Genomic DNA, 17,866 nt, shown 5'->3' on the forward strand with positions numbered 1-17,866 from the left:
AGCGGGCACTTCGCGGCCTGTCACGCCCCTACCCCGCTCGTGCGAAGTGCCAACCGGCTGAGCGGTGTTCACAAGGCGGACCCCGGAAGGGGGCACATGAACGGTCTCGACTGGTCCGTGCTCATCGGCTACTTCGCCGTCATGGTGGCGATCGGCGTCTGGTCGCACAAACGCGTGGACAACGTCAGCGACTTCTTCACGGCCGGCGGCAAGATGCCCTGGTGGCTGTCCGGCATCTCGCACCACATGTCGGGTTACAGCGCGGTGATGTTCACCGGGTACGCGGGCATCGCCTACACCTACGGCGTGACGTCGTTCGTGACGTGGTCCTTCCCGATCGCCCTCGGCATCGCCATCGGCTCCACCCTGTTCGCGCCGCGCATCAACCGGCTGCGCTCCCGGCTGCACGTGGCCTCTCCCCTGGAGTACCTGAAGAACCGGTACAACCTGCCCACCCAGCAGGCCCTGGCCTGGTCCGGGATGCTGCTGAAGATCGTGGACGTGGCCGCGAAGTGGGCGGCCATCGCCACCCTGCTGTCGGTCTTCACCGGCATCTCCCTCAACCAGGGCATCCTGATCACCGGTGTCGTCACGGGCGTCTACTGCACGATCGGCGGCCTGTGGGCGGACGCGCTGACCGAGCTGGGCCAGTTCGTCATCCAGCTGCTGGCCGGCGTCGCGATGTTCGTCGCCGTCGTCGTGAAGCTCGGCGACCACGGCGGCTTCTTCGGCGTCTGGGACGAGCCCGAACTCCAGGGCCACGCCGAACCGCTGGTCGGCCCGTACGGGGCGGTGTTCCTGCTCGCCTACCTCTTCATCAAGCTCTTCGAGTACAACGGCGGCATGCTCAACCAGGCCCAGCGCTACATGGCCACGAGCAACGCCCGCGAGGCCACCCGCTCCGCGCGGCTGTCGGCGGTGCTGTGGCTGGTCTGGCCGCTGGTGCTGTTCTTCCCGATGTGGATGTCGCCGCTGCTGGTGGAGTCGCAGAAACCGGACGGCTCCGACTCCTACGCCCTGATGACCGAGCAGCTGCTGCCGCACGGGCTGCTGGGACTGGTCATCGTCGGCTTCTTCTCGCACACCATGGCCATGTGCTCCTCGGACGCCAACGCCATCGCCGCCGTCTTCACCCGCGATGTGGCGCCGGTGCTGTCGGCGCGGGCGCGGGCCTGGGGCACCCGGTCCGGGCTGCTGGCGGCCCGCCTGACCACGGTGGTCTTCCTCGGGCTGTCCATGGCGGTGGCCACGCAGGTCGACTCGCCGACGTTCAAGGACATCATCACCGTCGTCATCAAGTGGGTGGCCGGACTGATGGGCCCGATCGCGATCCCGATGATGCTCGGTCTGCTGCGGCCCTTCCGCCGTTCCGGCCCGACGGCGGCGCTCACCAGCTGGGCGGCCGGTCTGCTCGCCTTCTGGCTGGTCAACTACCCGATCCACTGGAACGTGGCGGGCGGGGTGCCGCTGGAGTACCAGGTGTCGATCCCGCTGGCCGTGTCGCTGGTCCTGTACGTCCTGATCGGTTACCTCAAGCCGGAGGACACGCCGGAACGGCTCGCGATCATCGAGAAGGTCAACACCGACGGCGACGCCTCGGGTACGGCGGCCGCGATCCCGACGCCGGCGGGCGGCGCGGAGGAGTCGGTGGCGCGGTCCCGGGTGGGTGACTAGGAGAGTGCGCTCCGTGGGTGCGGACGGTGTCCCGGGCGGGGCCGGGGCACCGTCCGGGCTCAGCGCAGTTCCTGGATGCGGATCTGGTTGCCGGCGGGGTCGCGGAAGGCGCAGTCGCGGACGCCGTACGGCTGCTCGGTCGGCTCCTGGACGATCTCGGCTTCGTGACCCCGCACCTTCTCGAAGGTGCCGTCGAGGTCCTTGGTGGCGAGCAGGATCCACCCGTAGGTGCCCTTGGCCATCATCTCGGTGATGGTGCGGCGCTCGGCGTCGGTGATGCCGGGGTCGACGGCCGGCGGCGCCAGGAGCAGGGAGACGTCGGGCTGGTCGGCGGGCCCGACCGTGATCCAGCGCATCTTGCCCTGCCCGACGTCCTTGCGCACCTCGAAGCCGAGGGCGTCCCGGTAGAAGGCGACCGCCGCGTCAGGGTCGTCGTGCGGGAGGACGGTGGTGTGAATGCTGAGGTCCATGGCCTTCACGCTAGCGGCGGCCCGCGGCCGGTGCTTCGCGATTCCTGACCTCTGCCGGGAATCGCGCCGTCAGCCGCGCGGGTAGCGCGCCAGCCAGCCCGGGGACGACCCCGCCGGGCCGTGCAGGGCGGGCCCCTGGGTCATCTCCATGGCGAAGTCGTCGGCCAGTTCCAGGATGGTCGGGCGGCCCTCCAGTTCGGCCAGCCAGGCGGGCGGGAGCGCCGTCTCGCCGTGCAGGGCGCCGAGCAGCCCGCCGGTCAGGGCGCCGGCCGCGGCGGAGCGACCGCCGTGGTTGACGGCGAGCCGCAGCCCGTGCCGTACGTCCTCGCCGACGAGGGAGCAGTACACGGCGGCCGCGACGAGCCCTTCCGCGGCCCCCTCGCCGATCAGCTCGGTCACCCGTTCCGCCGTCGGCAGCCCTTGCCGGACCGCGCCCAGCGCGTGCTGGAGGGCGCCCGCCACGGGCTCGTGTCCGGGCCGGGCGGCGAGCAGGGCGAGCGCCCGCTGCACCGCCGCGTCCAGGCTGTCGCCCCGGGCCAGCCCGTGCACGATCACGGCGTACGCGCCCGCCGCCAGGTAGCCGCCGGGGTGGCCGTGGGTCTGCGCCGCGCACTCCACGGCGAGCTGGTCGACCAACTGCGGCTCCCAGCCGACCAGCAGCCCGAACGGCGCCGAGCGGGCGGCGGCCTCCGCACCGCGCTCACCCGGGTTCTTCGGCGCCTGGGGCGTGCCCATCGTCTCGTCGCCGAGTCCGAGCAGCAGGGCCCGGGGCGCGTCCCGGCGGGCGTACAGCCACTCCTCGCGGGCCAGCCAGCCGTCGTCCTTGCGCCGCAGGTCGGGGCCCCAGTCGCGCTGGGTGGCGGCCCAGCGCCGGTACGCCCGGTGCAGGTCGGTAGGCGGGTGCCAGGCGCCGGTGTCCCGGCGTACCTGGGCGCGGATCAGCCCGTCCACGGAGAACAGGGTGAGCTGGGTGAGGTGGGTGACGGCGCCGCGCCGGCCGTAGGCGGGGGCCGGGTCGGCCAGGCCCTCCGCGCCGTGCTCCTGGCGGATGCCGTCGAGGTCCAGCCCGTCGACGGGGGCGCCGAAGGCGTCGCCGACGGCCACGCCGAGCAGCGTCCCGCGGACCCGGCTGCGGAAGTCCTGCTGCTCGGCACGTCCCCAGACGGCACCGGTCGTCGCGCCCACCCGGACCCTCCCTTCGGCACCGACACGGTCCGTACGTACGACGTCCAGCACTGTATTCGAAACGAGGGCGGTCGGTTCAGGGCCGGGGACGGAGTGCCTGGCGGCAGCAGCGGACGAAGTCCTGGACGACGGGATCGTCGTCGTCGGCCGGGGCCCAGGCGACCGCGACCTCGCTGGGGCCGACTCCGGTGACGGGTCGGTAGACGATGCCGGGCCGGGTGTAGAAGCGGGCGGCGGACTCCGGCGCGAGGGCGACTCCGTAGCCGTTGGCGATCGCGGTGAGCCAGTCGTCCGGGTGCTCGGTGACGGCGCCGACGCTCACCGGGTGGCCGTCGCGCTCGTCGGCGGCCAGCCAGTACTCCCGCCAACGGCCCGTCTCGGGCGGGGCGGCCACGAAGGGCTCGTCGCGCAGTTCGTGGAAGGCGATCGTCCCGCGGGCCGCCAGGGGGTGGGACCCGGCCAGCGCCACACAGCGCGCTTCGCTGAACAGCGGCAGCACCCGCAGCGCTTCCTGGCCGGGGAACGGCAGGCGCACCAGGGCGACGTCGACGTCCGGGCCGGCGAGCCCGGCGGACGGGTTCGACCAGGCGGCCTGCCGCATCTCGGCCCGCCAGCCCGGCCGGCGCCGGGAGAACTCGGCGATGATCGGCTGCGTCGCCTCGTTGGCGGCGCTGGCGAGGAAGCCGACCCGCAGGACGCGGGCCGCCCGGCTCGCCACGGCCCTCGTCTCCCGCAGCGCCGCCTCCCACCCGGCCAGCAGGGCGGGGACCCCGTCCGCCAGCACCCGGCCCGGCCCGGTGAGCGTCACCCCGTTCCGCGAGCGGACGAACAGGTCCGTGCCCAGCGCGGTCTCCAGCCGCCGGATCTGCTTGGTCAGCGCGGGCTGGGACACGAACAACCGCTGGGCGGCCCGGGTGACGCTGCCTTCCTCCGCCACGGCCGCGAAGTACCGCAGCAGACGCGTGTCGACATCCATGCCGCCAGGTTATGGGTGCAGGTATTGGACGGCGCGGGAAGGCGGCGACGAGGCTGGCCTCAAGGGGCTCGAGGGAGCGGCCGGAAGGAGCATCCGTGTACACCGCCTACGTGATCGTCACCGTCGTGGCGATCATCGCCAATGCCGGGATCGCCGTCGCGGACCTGATGCGGGCCCGGTTCGTCCTCGCCAACTCGGCCGAGGTGGCGGTCCCCGGGTCGTGGCTGCCGGGGCTCGCGGCGCTCAAGGCCGCCGGAGCCGCCGGGCTCCTCGCCGGCCTCCTGGGCGTCCGGCCCCTCGGCATCGCCGCCGCGGCCGGTCTGGTCCTCTTCTTCGTCGGCGCGGTCGCCGCGCACGTCCGCGCGCGGGTCTTCCACAACATCGCGTTCCCCGCCGGGTACCTGGCTCTGAACGCGGCCGCGCTCGCCCTGGTGGCCGCGTGAGTGGAAAAGCGCGAGCACTTGGGCCGGATCCGTCCTCCGGACGCTCATGTGAGGGGGCGGAGGACGGTTTCCGGCCGAGTGTTCGCGCCTTCTACGCGGCAACGTGTGCCGAGGCGGACAGCTCAGGCAGTCGCGTCACCGTCCGGCGCCGGCTGAACACGCGTAGGCGCGGACCTGGCGGCAGCCGCCCCTGCCGAGGTCGGCGGAACGTTCCCGGACCCTACCCGCCGAGGCCTCACCGCACTTCGCCATAGTGCTCCCATGGCCAACACCCAACGCACCCTGCCTCTGGCAGCCACCGTCCTCACCGGCGTCCTCGCCCTCTACATCGCCCTCGTCGCCTTCGGGAACATCACCGACTTCGGCACCAACCAGCAGTTCGTGCGCCACGTCCTCGCGATGGACACGACGTTCAAGGACGACGACCTGATGTGGCGGGCGGTCACGAACGAGGGCGTGCAGGACGCCGCGTACGTCGCGATCATCGTGTGGGAGACGGTGGCCGCGCTCGTACTGGTCTACGCGACCTGGCTGTGGATACGCCGGGACCACGCGGCCGGGCGGCGCATGACCACGTACGGCGCCCTGATGCTGATGCTGCTCTTCGGAGCCGGGTTCATCGGGATCGGCGGCGAGTGGTTCTCGATGTGGCAGTCGGAGGACTGGAACGGGCTGGACGCCGCCACCCGGATATTCCTGATCAGCGGCATCGTGCTGATCGTCGCCCAGCTCACGCCCGGTGACGCGGACGCTACCCGACGACCGTGACCTTCGTGCCGGACGTCGCGAAGGCCCAGACCGCCGCGCCGTCCGCCTTGGTCAGCCGTATGCCGCCCGTCTTCGCACCGGAGGCGGGCGGAGGGGGCGAGGAGCCGTCGACGGCGTTGGAGAAGGCGACCGAGACGCCGTCCTCCAGGGCGAAGTAGACGATCTGCTCGATCCGCACGCCGTCGGAGCCGGTCGTGGCCCCCTTGCTGCGGCTGCCGACCGTGTAGGTGCCCGGGCCGGGGTCGACCGTGCCCGGCCACACCTCGAACGTCCGCCGTGCGGCGTCGCTCGCGTCGACCAGCCAGACCCGCTTCTGGTCGAGGGAGTACACGATGCGCCGGCCGGTGCCGGAGCCGTCCGGCACCGGGGCCGGTGCGGTCTCCGTCGGTGTCGGCTTCGCGTCCGCCGACGCCGACGGGCGGGGTTTCGCGGCCGCGGCGGTGGGGTGGGGGCCCTGGTCCGCCTGTACGGCCAGGACGCTCACCGCCGCGATCGCCCCCACGGTCAGACCGGAGACCCAGGCCCATGAGGGAAGTCGGGCTGGCACGGGCACGCATCTCCTCAGCTACGAGAACCCCGAACACACCGGGGGCCCGATCATCGTACTGCGCGCGTACCCGGGCCCCCGCTGCCGCTGCCCGTACGGTCGGTCAGTCCAGGACCGGCAGCAGCTCGGGCAGGTGGCCGTCGGAGGCCGTCGCCGCGCGCTGCCTCTCCTCCGGTACCGGGCCGTACAGCGTGGTGCGGGGCTTCGCGGGGCGGCCGGCCGCGTCGGCGACCGCGATCAGGTCCTTGACCGACTTGTACGAGCCGTACGACGAGCCCGCCATCCGCGAGATCGTCTCCTCCATCAGGGTCCCGCCCAGGTCGTTCGCCCCGGAGCGGAGCATCTCCGCCGCACCCTCCGTGCCCAGTTTCACCCAGCTCGTCTGGATGTTGGGGATGTGGGGGTGGAGGAGGAGGCGGGCCATCGCCGTCACCGCGCGGTTGTCCCGGAGGGTGGGTCCCGGCCGGGCGATGCCCGCCAGGTACACCGGCGCGTTGGTGTGGATGAAGGGGAGCGTGACGAACTCGGTGAAGCCGCCGGTGCGCTGCTGGATGCCGGCGAGGGTGCGCAGGTGGCCCAGCCAGTGGCGGGGCTGGTCGACGTGGCCGTACATCATCGTGGACGAGGAGCGGATGCCCAGGTCGTGGGCGGTCTCGATGACCTCGATCCAGGTGGCCGCGGGCAGCTTGCCCTTGGTCAGGATCCAGCGGACCTCGTCGTCCAGGATCTCGGCCGCCGTGCCGGGGACCGAGTCGAGGCCCGCTTCCTTCGCGGCGGTCAGCCACTCGCGGATCGACAGGCCGGTGCGGGTCGCGCCGTTGACGACCTCCATCGGCGAGAAGGCGTGCACGTGCATGCCGGGGACCCGGGCCTTGACCGCCTTCGCGATGTCGAAGTAGGCCGTGCCGGGCAGGTCGGGGTGGATGCCGCCCTGCATGCAGACCTCGACGGCGCCCACGTCCCACGCCTGCTGGGCGCGGTCGGCGACCTGGTCCAGGGAGAGGGTGTAGGCGTCGGCGTCCGTACGGCGCTGGGCGAAGGCGCAGAAGCGGCAGCCGGTGTAGCAGACGTTGGTGAAGTTGATGTTGCGGGTGACGATGTAGGTGACGTCGTCGCCGACGACCGACCTGCGCACGTCGTCGGCGACCTCGCACAGGGCGTCCAGGGCCGGGCCGTCGGCGTGCAGCAGGGCCAGGGCCTCGTCGTCGGTGAGCTTCGTCGGGTCGTCGGCCGCCGTCGTCAGCGCGGCGCGTACGTCGGTGTCGATGCGCTCCGGGGCCATGCCGGGTGCCGCGGCCTCGCGCAGGGCACCCCAGTCGCCGTACACCTCGTCGAAGTCGTCGCGGCGGTCCGAGGTACGGCCCTCGGTGTCGATGGCGGTGTGCAGGTCGGTGCGGCCGGTGGCGGTGAACACCTCGTCCGGTTCCTGCCAGGGGTGGCCCTCGACCACCGCGTCCTCGCGGGCCAGGCCGGTGGCCGGGTCGGCGAGGGCCGTCACGTGCGGGCGCAGGCGCGGGTCCAGCCAGGGTTCGCCGCGGCGGACGAACTCCGGGTAGACGCAGAGCCGTTCGCGCAGTTCGAAGCCTACGGCGCGGGACTTGGCGGCGAGTTCGTCGATCTGCGGCCAGGGGCGTTCCGGGTTGACGTGGTCGATGGTGAGCGGGGAGACGCCGCCCCAGTCGTCGATGCCGGCGCCGATCAGCCGCTCGTACTCGGCGTCCACCAGGTTGGGCGGGGCCTGGAGACAGGCGGCGGGGCCCATGATGTGCCGGGCGACGGCCACCGTGGCGACCAGTTCGTCCAGCTCCGCGTCCGGCATGCCGCGCATCGCGGTGTCGGGCTTGGCGCGGAAGTTCTGGATGATCAGTTCCTGGATGCCGTGGTAGGCGCGGGAGACCTTGCGGAGGGCGAACAGGGACTCCGCGCGCTCCTCGTAGGTCTCGCCGATGCCGATCAGCAGGCCCGAGGTGAAGGGGACGGAGGAGCGGCCGGCGTCCTCCAGCACGCGCAGGCGGACGGCGGGCTCCTTGTCCGGGGAGCCGTGGTGGGGGCCGCCGGGCTCGGACCACAGGCGGGTGGCGGTGGTCTCCAGCATCATGCCCATGGAGGGCGCGACGGGCTTGAGCCGCTGGAAGTCCGTCCAGGTCATGACGCCCGGATTGAGGTGGGGCAGCAGGCCCGTCTCCTCCAGGATGCGGATGGAGACGGCGCGGACGTAGGCGATCGTGTCGTCGTAGCCGTGCGCGTCGAGCCACTCCCTGGCCTCCGGCCAGCGGTCCTCGGGCTTGTCGCCGAGGGTGATGAGGGCTTCCTTGCAGCCGAGGGCGGCGCCCTTGCGGGCGATGTCGAGGACCTCGTCCGGCGACATGAACATCCCGTGGCCGGCGCGGCGCAGCTTGCCGGGGACGGTGACGAAGGTGCAGTAGTGGCACTTGTCCCGGCACAGACGGGTCAGCGGGACGAAGACGCTCTTCGAGTACGTGATGACGCCGGGGCGGCCGGCGGCCTGGAGGCCGGCGTCCCGGACCCGGGCGGCGGACGCGGTGAGGTCGTCCAGGTGCTCACCGCGCGCCTGGAGCAGCACGGCGGCCTCGGAGACGTCGAGGGCGACGCCGTCCCGGGCGCGTTTGAGGGCGCGACGCAGGGAGTTCTCGGTGGGGCCCGTCGAGCCGGTTCCGGGGGTCGCGGAAGTCGTCATCCTTCGAGCATACGAGCGGCATGATCGAAGCGCGGGGGCCGTCCCGCTCCCGGCCCGTACGCCCACACCCTCCGGTTTCCGGCCCGCTATGCGCGTACCCCCTTTTCTTGCCCGGGAGTTCACGGCTCAATACGAGGGTTGCACGCACCACCCCTGCACCGCCCGTGCCAGTCACTGACGACACCTTGGGAGCAGCAGCATGTGCGAGGACGACCACGCAGGAATCGGCAGGCGCGCGGTGTTCGTGACGGGAACCGCCGCCGCGCTTACGTTGGGAACCGTGAGCTTCGCATCGGCCGCACCACGTCAGCGGCGGACGAGAACGGTGCGGGGGACGCTGCCCACCGGCTCGCCCGACTTCGTGTACGTCCCCGTCGAGGTCCCTTCCGGGGTCCGGGAACTCCACGTCTCCTACACCTACGACCGGCCCGCCGTCCCCGCCGGCACCGCGGGCAACGCCCTCGACATCGGCCTCTTCGACGAGCGCGGCACCGAGCTGGGCGGCCGGGGCTTCAGGGGCTGGTCGGGCGGGGCGCGCACCGAGTTCTTCGTGCGGGCGGACGACGCGACGCCCGGGTACGTCCCGGGTCCGGTGCGGCCGGGCACGTGGAACATCGCGCTCGGTCCGTACACGGTGGCGCCGCAGGGCCTGTCGTACGAGATCACGATCACGCTGACGTACGGGGAGCAGGGCGAGACCCCGCGCCCGGTGTATCCGCCGGAACGGGCGAAGGGGCGGGGCCGCGCCTGGTACCGGGGCGACTGCCACCTGCACTCCGTGTACTCCGACGGCCGCTACACCCTCGCCGAGATCGCGGAGCTGGCGCGGGCGGCCGGGCTGGACTTCATCAACTCCTCGGAGCACAACACGCACTCGGCGCACGCGCACTGGGCGCCCCAGGCCGGGGACGACCTGCTGATCATGCTGGGCGAGGAGGTGACGACCCGCAACGGGCACGTCGTCGCCCTCGGCACCGACCCCGGCACCTTCGTCGACTGGCGCTACCGGGCCCGGGACAACCGTTTCGGGCGCTTCGCACGCCAGATCCGCCGCGCCGGGGGCCTGGTCGTCCCGGCCCACCCGCACGCCACCTGCATCGGCTGCAACTGGAAGTTCGGGTTCGGGGAGGCGGACGCGGTCGAGGTGTGGAACGGGGCCTACACGCCGGACGACGAGGTGGCGCTCGCCGACTGGGACGGCATGCTGGCCGCCGCCGTCCGGGAGGGGCGCGGCGGACGGCGCGGCGGGGACTGGATCCCGGCGATGGGCAGCAGCGACTCCCACCGCTCCCCCGACGTCATCGGACGCCCGCAGACCGTCGTCCTCGCCGACGACCTGACCCGGGAGGCGATCCAGGAGGGCATCCGGGCCGGGCGGTCGTACGTCGCCGAGTCGGCGAAGCTGTCGCTGGCCTTCACCGCCTCCGGCGGCCGGGGCGAGCACGCCGGCATGGGTGAGCGGCTGCGCGTGGACGACGAGGCGCCGGTCACCGTCCGCCTGGAGGTCACGGGCGCCCCGCGCTGCACGGTCCGGTTCGTCACCGACCAGGGCGTGCTGTTCACCAGCGCTCCGCTCCCGGTGTCCGGCGCGGACGTCGTCGAGTGGCGGACGACCGCGTCCTACGCCGCGTACGTGCGGGCGGAGCTGCGGCACGAGGCGGCGGCGGGGCCGTTGCCGGGTGCGCTGGCGGCGTTCACGAACCCGATCTTCCTGGGGCGCTGACCGTCCGGCCGTCGTCCAGGTCCACGACGACCGCCGCGTGGTCGGAGGGCCACACACCGTCCACGGGGCCGTCGCCGGCCCGGCGCACGGCGCGTACCCGGCCGAGGCCGCCCGGCCCCGGCGGTCCCACGTGGACGTAGTCGATCCGGGCGCCCGGTACCGGCGGGTCGGGGATGTACGGGTTGGCCGGGTCCCAGGTGGCGGACGGGGCCGCCGGGCCGGCGTGCTCCCAGACGTCGTGCAGCCGCCCCGCGCGCAGGAGGCGCACCTCCGGCGACTCGGGGCGGGCGTTGAGGTCCCCGGTGACGACGGGCGGGAAGCCGGTGCCGTGCCGGTGCGCGGCGACGAAGGCCGCGAGGGCGGCGGCCTGTTCGCGGCGTACGGCACCGGCGCGGGCGCCGGAGTTCAGGTGGGCGGTGAAGAACGGGACCGGGTGGCCGGGCGCGTCCAGCCGGGCGTGGAAGGCGAGCCGCCCGTCGTCCAGTTCCGTCGGCGCGGGCAGCCGCAGCGTCGCCCGCCCGGTCACCGGCCAGCGGCTGAGCACCGCGTTGCCGATGCCGACCGTGTCGTCCCCGATCCGCCGCTGCCACCGGCCGGGGGCCTCGCAGGCGGCGAAGGCGCTGTGCAGGCCGAGTTCGTCCGCCAGCCATGCGGCGAGGTTGCCGCCGTCGTCGGTGGACCAGACCTCCTGGAGGCCCACGACGTCGGGCCGCAGCTCCCGCAGCACGGCGAGGATCGCCTTCTGCCGGTCGGCCCACGGCCCGAACCGCCACCACAGATTCCAGGTCACGACCCGCACGACCGCACCACCCGCCTCCCTGCCCGCCCACGCTTCCTCCGTGAGGTTTTCCAGGGAACATGGAGGCACACGAGACGGGAGCGTGAACGAACGATGTCGATGCCGCCCAGCCCCGGGGAGCCGCCCGCCGGGCAGCCGTCCTCCGCCGAGCGCAAGTACCGGGCCGTCACGGCCGTCCAGCGCCGGCTGAACGCGGTGATGCGCCGCCTGCCCGCCCAGACCCTGCTGGAGACCACCGGCCGCGTCTCCGGCCTGCCCCGCCGCACCCCGGTGGGCGGACGGCGGGTCGGGGACTCCTTCTGGCTGGTGTCGGAGTTCGGCGAACGCTCCCAGTACGTCCGCAACATCCGCGCCGACCCGCGGGTACGGGTACGCCTGCGCGGCCGCTGGCACACGGGCACGGCCCACCTTCTCCCCGACGACGACCCGGTCGCACGCCTCAGGCGCCTCCCCCGGCTCAACAGCCTGGCGGTGCGGGCCATGGGCGTCGGTACGGGTCACCTGACGGTGCGGGTGGACCTGGAGGGAGAAAGCAGGTGAGGGACCTGTGATCGGCGTCTCCCACGGCTGACGCGGTCGGCATGAACAAGGCAAACTGGCCTGGTTGCTCAGGATGTCTAGGGGGACGGCATGGACGGTGTACCGCGGGTTCCGGAGCAGCGGCACCCGGGAACCCCGGCGGAACCCGAAGGATCGGCCGCGCTGCGCTTCGGCGTGCTCGGCCCGGTACGCGCCTGGCGCGGCGAGGAACCGCTGGCCACCGGCTCGCCCCAGCAACGGGCGCTGCTGGCCGCCCTGTTGCTCCGTGAGGGCCGGACGGCCACCGCCGCCGAGCTGATCGACGCCCTGTGGGGCGAGGAACCGCCGTCGCAGGCACTGGCGGCGGTGCGGACGTACGCGTCCCGGCTGCGCAAGGTTCTGGACCCCGGCGTGCTGGTGAGCGAGTCGGGCGGGTACGCGGTGCGCCTGCCGGGCGAGGGCGCCCTGGACCTGGGGACGGCCCAGGACCTCGCCGCCGAGGCCGAGAAGGCCCGGGGCGCCGGAGACCTGTGCCACGCCCGTGACGTGCTGCGCCGGGCGCTGGCGCTGTGGGACGGCGAGGTGCTGGCGGGCGTTCCGGGCCCGTACGCGGAGCAGCAGCGCGTACGCCTGGAGGAATGGCGGCTCCAACTCCTCGAGACCTGCCTCGACATGGATCTGGAGCAGGGCTGCCACGCCGAGGCGGTCTCCGAACTGACGGCACTCACCGCGGCCCACCCGCTGCGCGAACGCCTGCGCGAGCTGCTGATGCTGGCCCTGTACCGCAGCGGACGCCAGGCGGAGGCGCTGGCCGTCTACGCGGACACGCGCCGCCTGCTGGCCGACGAACTCGGCGTCGACCCCCGCCCCGGCCTCCAGGAACTCCAGCAGCGCATCCTCCGGGCGGACCCGGGTCTCGCCGAACCGCCGGCGCCGGTGGCGGAGACGGCGACCGCTCCGGTGCGCCCGGCCCAGCTCCCCGCCACGGTGCCCGACTTCACCGGCCGGGCGGCCTTCGTCCGCGAGCTGAGCGACGTACTGGCCTCGGCGTCCGGGGACGGTCCGTCGGGCCGTGTCATGGCGGTCTCCGCGCTGGCCGGCATCGGCGGCGTCGGCAAGACGACCCTCGCGGTGCACGTCGCCCACCTGGCGCGGGCCGCCTTCCCCGACGGGCAGCTCTACGTCGACCTGCAGGGCGCCGGCGCGCGGGCGGCGGAACCGGAGACGGTGCTGGGCTCCTTCCTCCGCGCGCTCGGCACAGCCGACTCGGCCGTCCCCGACTCCTTGGAGGACCGGGCCGCCCTCTACCGCTCCGTCCTGGACGGCCGCCGCGTCCTGGTCCTCCTCGACAACGCCCGTGACGCCGCCCAGGTGCGTCCGCTGCTCCCCGGCACGGACGGGTGCGCGGCGCTCGTCACGTCCCGGGTGCGGATGGTGGACCTCGCCGGGGCGCACCTGGTGGACCTGGACGTGATGTCCCCGGAGGAGGCGCTGGCACTCTTCACGAGGATCGTGGGCGAGGAGCGGGTGGCCTCGGAACGGGAAGCGGCGCTCGACGTCGTCGGCGCGTGCGGCTTCCTGCCCCTCGCCATCCGCGTCGCCGCGTCCCGGCTGGCGGCCCGCCGCACCTGGACCGTCTCGGTCCTCGCCGCGAAGCTGGCGGACGAGCGGCGCCGCCTGGACGAGCTGCGGGCCGGCGACCTGGCGGTCAAGGCCACCTTCGAGCTGGGCTACGGCCAGCTCGAACCGGCCCAGGCCCGCGCCTTCCGGCTGCTGGGGCTGGCGGACGGCCCGGACATCTCCCTGGCGGCCGCGGCGGCGGTGCTGGACCTTCCCGCGGAGGACACGGAGGAGCTGCTGGAGTCCCTGGTCGACACGTCCCTGCTGGAGTCGGCGGCGCCCGGCCGCTACCGGTTCCACGACCTGGTACGCCTCTACGCGCGTGCGTGCGCGGAACGGGACGAGCACCCGCCGAGCGAGCGGGGTGCGGCGCTGTCGCGGCTGCTGGACTTCTACCTGGCGACGGCGGCGGGGATCTACGCGATGGAGCGTCCCGGGGACCGCCTGGTGGACCACCTGGAACCGACCCGGCACCAGGGACTGCGCTTCACCGAGGGCACCACTGCCCTGGACTGGCTCTACACCGAAGGGGCGTCGCTCCTCGCCTGTGTGCGGCAGTCGGTGCACACGGACCGGCTGCGGCGCGCGGTGGACCTCCTGTGGGCCGCGAAGGACCTGGCCGAGTCGGGTGCCAACTCGCGTCAGTACGAGGCCACGGCCGGCGCGGCCTGCGAGGCCGCCCGCGCCCTCGGCGACCACCGCACGGAGGGGCGGGCACGGGCGACCCTCACCAACGTCCTGCTGGTGTCCGGCCGCATCCGTCAGGCGGAGGAGGAGGCCAGGCTCGCCATGGAACGGGCCGCCTCCGCGCAGGACCTGGCCGCGGGCAGCTGGGCCGCCAACGACCGCGGGCTCATCGCGCTGCACCAGCGGCGGTACGCCGACGGCAAGGTCTTCTTCGACCAGGCCATCCGGGGCTTCAGCGAAGCCGGCAACCGCGCCGGCGAGGCGACGACGTCGTTCAACCTGTCCCGCGCCCACCTGGCCATGGGCAACATCGGCAAGGCCGTCGACATCGCCCGGGACGGGCTCGCCCTGCTGGCGGAGCTGGGACGGACGATGCGCCTCGCCAACGGTCACTACGCACTCGGGATGGCCCTCACCCAGGCGGGGAGGCACACCGAGGCGCTCGGCCAGTTCAACGACGCCCTGGCCGTTTTCGTGGGTCACCGCCAGCGTCTGTGGGAGGGCACCACCCACTTCCGGATCGCCGAGACGCACCTGGCCGCGCACCGCCCCGCCCAAGCGGCCCGGCACGCCGAACAGGCCCTCGCCGTCGGCTGCATCGGCGGCGAGCGCATGCGCGGCAACGTCCTCACGCTCCTCGGGCGGGCGCTGTCCACGCTGGGGCAGCTGGACCGGGCGCGAGCCTGCTGGCTCGAGGCGCTCAAGCTGTACGAGGAGAACGACGCACCCGAGGCCGACGACGTGCGCGGTCTGCTGACTCCGGTCGACGCCGCCTGAGCGGGCCGGCACCACGGCGGACAGCGGCGTTCAGCGTTCGTTTATCGCCCTCGGACATGCTTCAGATCGCCAGACCGTCGCGTCGGGGGGCAGACGGTCTCTTGGGGAGCCGACCCGGTTAGTGTTCGGCTCCGAACGCCCGTCCGGCGGCCCTCGGGGGAGCTTCCGGACGGGCGTTCCGCACCCGGACTTCGTCATTGCAGAGGAGCACAAACCGATGAGCGAGCAGAAGGCCACGCCCGCCAAGCCGCTGGACAACCAGATGCCCACCCCGCCGGCGGAGGGCGAGGCCGTCACCACGCTGGACAACCAGATGCCCACCCCGCCGGCGAAGGGTGACGCCGTCACCACGCTGGACAACCAGATGCCGGCCCCGCCCGCCCTGGACCTGGACGGCGACGGCAAGTAGACCTTCCTCCACACGGGGATCGGCCGCGGCGGCGCGGAGGGGAGCCGCCGCGGCCGACGTGTGTCCGGGCGCCGGCGACGATGCCGCCGGCGCCCGGACTCATGTCGTGCGGGCCGTCCCCGTGCCCTTCTCCGCATCCAGCGCGTACACGCAGCGGTCCTTGCTGCACGCGTACACGATGCCGTCCCGCACCACCGGCGAACCGGTGATCTCGCCGCCGGTGGCGAGCTTCCAGCGCAGGCGGCCGTCGTCGGACTTGAGGGTGTAGAGGAGGTGGTCCGTGGAGCCGAAGTGGATGCGGCCCTCGGCGACCGCGGGAGCGCCCACGATGTCGCCGCCCGCCTGGAAGCGCCACTTGGGCGTGCCGGTGACCGCGTCCAGGGTGTAGAGGCCCTTGCCGCTGCCGACGTGGACGTGGCCGGCGGCGACCAGGACCGGGTCGGTGGAGGAGCGGGCCTCGGTGGCGATGCGCCAGCGGTCGCGGCCGTCGGTGGCGTCGAGGGCGTAGACGGTGCCGAGGTAGTCGGCGAGGTAGACACCGCCGCCGGTCACCGCGGGGCCCGGGACGAAGGCGGGCGGGGCGAGGAAGACCGCCGGGGCCTCGAAGTGCCAGCGGACGTGGCCGGAGGCGACCTCCAGGGCGAGGACCCGGGTGCCGGCCGAGACGTAGACGTAGCCGTCGGGGGCGGGGGCGACGCGGACCGGGACCCCGCCGCAGGAGGCGGCGTCGCCGATCGGGTAGGACCAGCGCTCGTCGCCGGTGCGGGCGTCCAGGGCGCGCAGCCGGGCGTCGTGCCAGACGTACACCGTCCCGTCGTGGAGCGCGGCGCCCGCCTCCGGGGACTCGAAGTCGGTCTGGCAGCCGGTGATCTCCCACAGCTTCTGGCCGCCCGAGGCCTCCCAGCCCTGCACGCCGCCGCCCCGGGTGGCGGTGACGAGGGTGCCCCGCTCGGCCTGGAGCGAGTACACCCAGGCGTCGGTCTGGACGCGCCACAGGTCGGTGCCCTCGCGGGCGTCGAGGGCGAAGAGGGTCGGGCCGTCGGAGGCGTGGACACGTCCGTCGGCGACCGCCATCGACCAGGCGACGTCCCGGGTCTTGAAGCGGCGACGGCCGGTGGCGACGTCCAGGGCGTGCACCTCGAAGGAGGTGACGTAGACCAGGTCCTCGGCGACGGCGGGGGTGCCCCACACGTCGTTGGACATGCGGAAGCGCCAGGGCCGCCAGCCCGCCGGCGACGCCTCCGGGGGCGCGGCGGGGGCGGGCGGCGCGGCCGGTGCGGCGGGTTCGGCGCCGTTGACGCCGGGGCGCGGGCGGGACCAGGACGCGGCGAGGGCGGACTCCGGCGGGGGCGCGGCGACGGCGGCGGCGCGCATGTCGGCGACGCGCGGCCCGGGGCCGATGGGCACGGAGACCCCGGCCAGCCGGACCGGGCCGGAGTCGGGGGCCCCGACGGGCGCGGGCACCGGCGGCGCGTGCCCGGGCGGTGCCGGTACGACGGGGTCGTGGGAGGGCGGGGGCGGGAGCGGGGGCGCGGGTACGGCGGGGGCGGGGCCCGCGGAGCCGCCGTGCGCTCCTCCTCCGGCACCGCCCCGGCCGCCGGCGGTCGTGGCGAGCTTGGGCGCGGGGCGGCCGCCCCGGCGGCTCTCGATCAGGCCCACCGCCCGCTCCGGCAGCCACGCCGACGCCGTACCGCTGTCGTCCGAGCCCGAGCCGAACAGGTGCGGGGCGAGCTGGGCCTGGAGATCGGCCGGGTTGGGGCGGGCCGTGGCCTCCATCTGCATGCAGGACTCGATGAGCGGGCGCAGCTCGTCGGGGAGGCCTTCGAGGTCGGGGCCCTCGCGCAGCAGCATGAAGACCGTCTCGACCGGGTTGGCACCGTGGAAGGGCGGGTGCCCGGTGGCGGCGAAGACCAGCATCGAGCCGAGCGAGAAGACGTCGCTGGCGCCGGTGACGCTGCGGGAGTCCTTGGCCTGTTCCGGGGACATGTAGGCGGGCGTGCCGACGGCGACGTTGGTCATGGTCAGCCGGGTGTTCGAGACGCCGGACGCGATGCCGAAGTCGATCACCCGGGGGCCGTCCTCGACGACGAGGACGTTGGACGGCTTCAGGTCGCGGTGGACCAGGCCCGCGCCGTGGATCGAATGGAGCGCCTCCGCGACGCCCGCCGCCAGCCAGCGCACCGCCTGCGCCGGGAGGGGCCCGCACTCGTTCACTATCTCCTCGAGGGAGGGAGCGGGCACGTAGGCCGTGGCCAGCCACGGCACCGCGGCGCGCGGGTCGGCGTCGACCACGGCGGCGGTGTAGAAACCGGAGACCGCGCGGGCGGCCTCCACCTCCCGCGTGAAGCGGACGCGGAACAGCTGGTCCTCCGCGAGCTCCGTGCGGACCGTCTTGATCGCCACGCGCCGCCCGGACGCCGAGCGCGCGAGATAGACCAGCCCCATGCCGCCGGCGCCGAGCCGCCCCAGCACCTCGAACGGCCCGATCCGCCGCGGATCGTGCTGCGTCAGCTGATCCACCACTTGCCTGCCACCTCCCCGTACGAGCCGCGCCACCCACTTATGCACGCG

14 protein-coding genes are annotated in these 17,866 nt (G+C 73.8%); 7 read left to right on the forward strand and 7 right to left on the reverse strand.

Annotated elements, in window-relative coordinates; genetic code table 11:
* Nucleotides 1–96: 96 nt before the first annotated feature.
* Complete coding sequence (locus ACFW47_RS12905; RefSeq protein WP_386305803.1) at nt 97–1,674, forward strand: sodium:solute symporter family protein; 1,578 nt, start codon at nt 97–99, stop codon at nt 1,672–1,674.
* Between the two features lie 59 nt (nt 1,675–1,733).
* On the opposite strand, the gene ACFW47_RS12910 is transcribed toward ACFW47_RS12905, so the two are convergent.
* The 3 genes from ACFW47_RS12910 to ACFW47_RS12920 form a co-directional block, all read right to left on the reverse strand.
* Nucleotides 1,734–2,144: a VOC family protein gene (locus ACFW47_RS12910; protein WP_386280903.1), complete on the reverse strand. Its 411-nt coding sequence runs from the start codon at nt 2,142–2,144 to the stop codon at nt 1,734–1,736.
* A 69-nt stretch (nt 2,145–2,213) separates the two neighbouring features.
* Nucleotides 2,214–3,329: an ADP-ribosylglycohydrolase family protein gene (locus ACFW47_RS12915; RefSeq protein ID WP_386305804.1), complete on the reverse strand. Its 1,116-nt coding sequence runs from the start codon at nt 3,327–3,329 to the stop codon at nt 2,214–2,216.
* 76 nt (nt 3,330–3,405) lie between these two features.
* Nucleotides 3,406–4,305 (reverse strand): LysR family transcriptional regulator, encoded by a 900-nt coding sequence (locus tag ACFW47_RS12920; protein WP_386280899.1) that lies wholly within the window; start codon nt 4,303–4,305, stop codon nt 3,406–3,408.
* A 95-nt stretch (nt 4,306–4,400) separates the two neighbouring features.
* Here ACFW47_RS12920 and ACFW47_RS12925 point away from each other — a divergent pair, with 95 nt between their 5' ends.
* Entirely contained in the window at nt 4,401–4,748 is a 348-nt protein-coding gene (locus tag ACFW47_RS12925; protein WP_386280897.1) for a DoxX family protein, read from the forward strand.
* 261 nt (nt 4,749–5,009) lie between these two features.
* Nucleotides 5,010–5,516: a DUF2165 domain-containing protein gene (locus ACFW47_RS12930; RefSeq protein WP_386280895.1), complete on the forward strand. Its 507-nt coding sequence runs from the start codon at nt 5,010–5,012 to the stop codon at nt 5,514–5,516.
* Here the strand turns inward: ACFW47_RS12930 and ACFW47_RS12935 are convergent.
* Nucleotides 5,500–6,063: a hypothetical protein gene (locus tag ACFW47_RS12935; protein WP_386305806.1), complete on the reverse strand. Its 564-nt coding sequence runs from the start codon at nt 6,061–6,063 to the stop codon at nt 5,500–5,502. The genes ACFW47_RS12930 and ACFW47_RS12935 overlap by 17 nt on opposite strands.
* A gap of 103 nt (nt 6,064–6,166) precedes the next feature.
* The gene (locus ACFW47_RS12940; protein WP_386305808.1) at nt 6,167–8,761 is read right to left on the reverse strand and encodes a bifunctional FO biosynthesis protein CofGH; all 2,595 of its coding nucleotides are present in this window, start codon (nt 8,759–8,761) and stop codon (nt 6,167–6,169) included.
* Between the two features lie 199 nt (nt 8,762–8,960).
* Between ACFW47_RS12940 and ACFW47_RS12945 the strand changes: the two genes are divergently transcribed.
* Nucleotides 8,961–10,484, forward strand: a complete 1,524-nt coding sequence (locus tag ACFW47_RS12945) for a CehA/McbA family metallohydrolase (RefSeq protein WP_386280888.1) — start codon at nt 8,961–8,963, stop codon at nt 10,482–10,484.
* Here the strand turns inward: ACFW47_RS12945 and ACFW47_RS12950 are convergent.
* Nucleotides 10,456–11,283, reverse strand: a complete 828-nt coding sequence (locus tag ACFW47_RS12950; protein WP_386305810.1) for an endonuclease/exonuclease/phosphatase family protein — start codon at nt 11,281–11,283, stop codon at nt 10,456–10,458. The genes ACFW47_RS12945 and ACFW47_RS12950 overlap by 29 nt on opposite strands.
* A 93-nt stretch (nt 11,284–11,376) precedes the next feature.
* On the opposite strand from ACFW47_RS12950, the gene ACFW47_RS12955 reads away from it, so the two are divergent.
* The 3 genes from ACFW47_RS12955 to ACFW47_RS12965 all read left to right on the forward strand — a co-directional run bounded on the left by ACFW47_RS12955 (nt 11,377) and on the right by ACFW47_RS12965 (nt 15,295).
* Nucleotides 11,377–11,823: a nitroreductase family deazaflavin-dependent oxidoreductase gene (locus ACFW47_RS12955; RefSeq protein ID WP_386305811.1), complete on the forward strand. Its 447-nt coding sequence runs from the start codon at nt 11,377–11,379 to the stop codon at nt 11,821–11,823.
* A 90-nt stretch (nt 11,824–11,913) separates the two neighbouring features.
* Nucleotides 11,914–14,886 carry a BTAD domain-containing putative transcriptional regulator gene (locus ACFW47_RS12960; RefSeq protein ID WP_386305813.1) on the forward strand — a complete coding sequence of 991 codons (2,973 nt, stop codon included), beginning with the start codon at nt 11,914–11,916 and terminating at the stop codon, nt 14,884–14,886.
* A gap of 217 nt (nt 14,887–15,103) precedes the next feature.
* A complete protein-coding gene (locus ACFW47_RS12965; RefSeq protein ID WP_386305814.1) occupies nt 15,104–15,295 on the forward strand; it encodes a hypothetical protein in 192 nt (63 codons plus the stop codon).
* Between the two features lie 99 nt (nt 15,296–15,394).
* On the opposite strand, the gene ACFW47_RS12970 is transcribed toward ACFW47_RS12965, so the two are convergent.
* A complete protein-coding gene (locus ACFW47_RS12970; RefSeq protein WP_386280878.1) occupies nt 15,395–17,818 on the reverse strand; it encodes a PQQ-binding-like beta-propeller repeat protein in 2,424 nt (807 codons plus the stop codon).
* Nucleotides 17,819–17,866 lie beyond the last annotated feature (48 nt).

Source organism: Streptomyces sp. NPDC058796 (assembly GCF_042745235.1).
In the GTDB taxonomy this organism is placed as follows: domain Bacteria; phylum Actinomycetota; class Actinomycetes; order Streptomycetales; family Streptomycetaceae; genus Streptomyces.

Coding starts and splice junctions, on each gene's coding strand:
- ACFW47_RS12905 (WP_386305803.1), top strand. CDS start 97: ATGAACGGTCTCGACTGGTCCGTGCTCATCGGCTACTTCGCCGTCATG.
- ACFW47_RS12910 (WP_386280903.1), bottom strand. CDS start 2,144: ATGGACCTCAGCATTCACACCACCGTCCTCCCGCACGACGACCCTGAC.
- ACFW47_RS12920 (WP_386280899.1), bottom strand. CDS start 4,305: ATGGATGTCGACACGCGTCTGCTGCGGTACTTCGCGGCCGTGGCGGAG.
- ACFW47_RS12930 (WP_386280895.1), top strand. CDS start 5,010: ATGGCCAACACCCAACGCACCCTGCCTCTGGCAGCCACCGTCCTCACC.
- ACFW47_RS12940 (WP_386305808.1), bottom strand. CDS start 8,761: ATGACGACTTCCGCGACCCCCGGAACCGGCTCGACGGGCCCCACCGAG.
- ACFW47_RS12945 (WP_386280888.1), top strand. CDS start 8,961: ATGTGCGAGGACGACCACGCAGGAATCGGCAGGCGCGCGGTGTTCGTG.
- ACFW47_RS12955 (WP_386305811.1), top strand. CDS start 11,377: ATGTCGATGCCGCCCAGCCCCGGGGAGCCGCCCGCCGGGCAGCCGTCC.
- ACFW47_RS12960 (WP_386305813.1), top strand. CDS start 11,914: ATGGACGGTGTACCGCGGGTTCCGGAGCAGCGGCACCCGGGAACCCCG.
- ACFW47_RS12965 (WP_386305814.1), top strand. CDS start 15,104: ATGAGCGAGCAGAAGGCCACGCCCGCCAAGCCGCTGGACAACCAGATG.